General features: G+C 72.6%; 2 protein-coding genes. Both read left to right on the top strand.

What is annotated here, in order from left to right; all coding sequences use genetic code 11:
* A partial coding sequence (locus GUY61_RS37715) for a glycoside hydrolase family 20 protein (RefSeq protein WP_166634793.1) occupies nt 1–1,446 on the top strand: 1,446 nt, incomplete at its 5' end.
* Between the two features lie 124 nt (nt 1,447–1,570).
* Nucleotides 1,571–2,122, top strand: a complete 552-nt coding sequence (locus tag GUY61_RS37710; protein WP_313897037.1) for a hypothetical protein — start codon at nt 1,571–1,573, stop codon at nt 2,120–2,122.
* The last annotated feature ends 123 nt before the right edge of the window (nt 2,123–2,245 follow it).

Raw genomic sequence — 2,245 nt, 5'->3', positions numbered from 1 at the left:
TCCCCCACCCATCCGATGTCGCACGAGCCGCGCACCGTCCCGGCGGTCCGCGACCACGAGGCCGCGCGCGGCCCCGGCTGGCGCAGGTCCGACGGGGCACGGGTGGTCACGGCCGCCGGCGGCGCGGCGCTCGCCGACGAGGCGCGGCTCCTCGCCGCGGAACTGCGGATCCGCTACGTCCCGGACGCCGAGGCGGGCCCCGGCGACATCGAGCTGGCCCTGGACACCGCGGCCAGGGGCGGCCCCGAGTCGTACAGCCTCACCGTCCGGGGCGGCCGCCTGCGCGTCACCGCCCCCGCCGAGGCCGGAGTCTTCTACGGGACCCGGACCGTCAAACAGTCGGTCGAGGCCGACGGCCTGGTCCCGGAAGGCGTCGTCCGCGACGAGCCGGCCCGCCCCCAGCGCGGCCTCAACCTCGACATCGCGCGCAAGCACTTCACCGCCGACTGGATCCGGGCGCGGATGCGGGAGATGGCCGACCTCAAGCTCAACCAGCTCGGACTGCACCTCTCGGACGACCAGGGCTTCCGCATCGAGTCGTCCTCGCATCCCGAGGTCGTCTCGTCCGAGCACCTCACCAAGGCGGAGGTGCGCTCCATCCTCGACCTCGCCGAGACCCTGCACATCACCGTCGTCCCGGAGATCGACTCGCCCGGCCACCTGGGCGCGGTCCTCCGGGCCCACCCCGGCCTCCAGCTGCGCACCGCCGGCGGTACGCCCGTCAAGGGCGCCATCGACATCTCCGAGCCCGGGGCCGCCGCGATCGTCGACGACCTGCTGAAGGAGTACGCCGGCCTGTTCCCCGGCTCCTCCTGGCACCTCGGCGCGGACGAGTACGCGGCGCTGCAGTTCTACTCCGACCCCGAGGCCTCCTTCCCGGGCCTCGCGGCCGCCGCCCGCGAGAGGTACGGCGCGGGCGGCCGGGTGCAGGACCTGGCCACCGGCTGGCTGAACGACCGGGCCGCCACCGTGCGCGCGCACGGCAAGACGGAGGTGAAGGCCTGGAACGACGGTTTCTTCACCGGCGGCAGGACCGCCCCCGACAAGGACCTCCAGGTCGAGTACTGGACCGGCAAGGAGATCGGCGCCAGGCAGCCCGCCGAGTACCTGGCCGAGGGCCGCCGGGTCGTGAACCTCAACGACGAGTACCTCTACTACGTGCTCGGCGAGCCCAACGACTTCGTCTACCCGACCGGCGAACGCATCTACAAGGAGTGGACGCCGCTCGTCCTGCGCGGCAGCACCGCCGTCCCCGCCCGGTACTCCCGCCAGATCCTGGGCGCGCGCCTCGCCGTCTGGTGCGACATCTCCGGCGCCCAGAGCCGGGACCGGATCGCCGAAGGCATCCGCCTGCCCCTGGCCGCCCTGTCGCAGAAGGTCTGGGACCCCCGGAAACCGGAGCTGTCCTGGAAGGACTTCTCCGCCCTGGCGGACAGGGTCGGCTGAGCCGGAGTTCACGCACCGGTAACAGGTAATCGGCCAGGTGTGACGAAAATCAGCCATGCGGCGCAGTAAGGGGCACAGAGTGATCCGCCCGTTGCCGTCCGTCGTGGGAGTCGTCTTGAGCCTGGTGGACCAGTTCAGTCACGCCGATGAGAGAAGCCTGGCCGCGAGCGGGACCGCTTGCCTCGAACGGTGCTTCTTCGAGTCCGAGACCGCGGAGGTGCTCCGCCCGGTATGGCTCGCGGTGGGCAACGGCGAGACATGGCTCGCCGAACTCCGCACCGCCGTCGAGAGCCTGCTGTCCGCGCTCGACGAGGAGGCCGCGGCGGACGCCCGCGCGTCCGTCGGGCCGCTGCCCTCCGCCTACACCAAGGAGGAACTCCTGGACTGGGCCGCGCACTGCTCGGCCGCGGCGCTGGAGTTCCACCAGCGGGTCGACGGGGTCGAGCCGGCCGACGACGTGGTCAAGCGCTACCTCCAGGGCGACACCAAGGGAATCCCGCCGCTGACCCAGGGCGAACTGCGCCGCCAGTCCGAGATCCTGGAACTCCTCGCGGGGGAGGCCGCCGTCACCGGCCTGCGCCCCGTGCTCGAACTGTCCACGGAGGGCAAGCGGGTGCTGCGCGCCGCGTTCTCGCGGCGGGCGCGCGTGACGAACCGGGAGTCCGGCGCGCTGTAAGGGGACATGCCCCACCGTCTTTCCCGCCGTTCCCTCCTGACCGTGTCCCTGCCGGTGACGGCGCTGGTCCTGCTGCTCTCGCTGGAGTCGAGGGGTGACGACGCCCCCCGCGCACCCGTCCCG

Origin of the sequence: Streptomyces sp. GC420, from assembly GCF_009916105.1 — a bacterium.
Taxonomy (GTDB): Bacteria; Actinomycetota; Actinomycetes; order Streptomycetales; family Streptomycetaceae; genus Streptomyces.
This window is presented reverse-complemented; position numbering and strand designations above follow the sequence as displayed.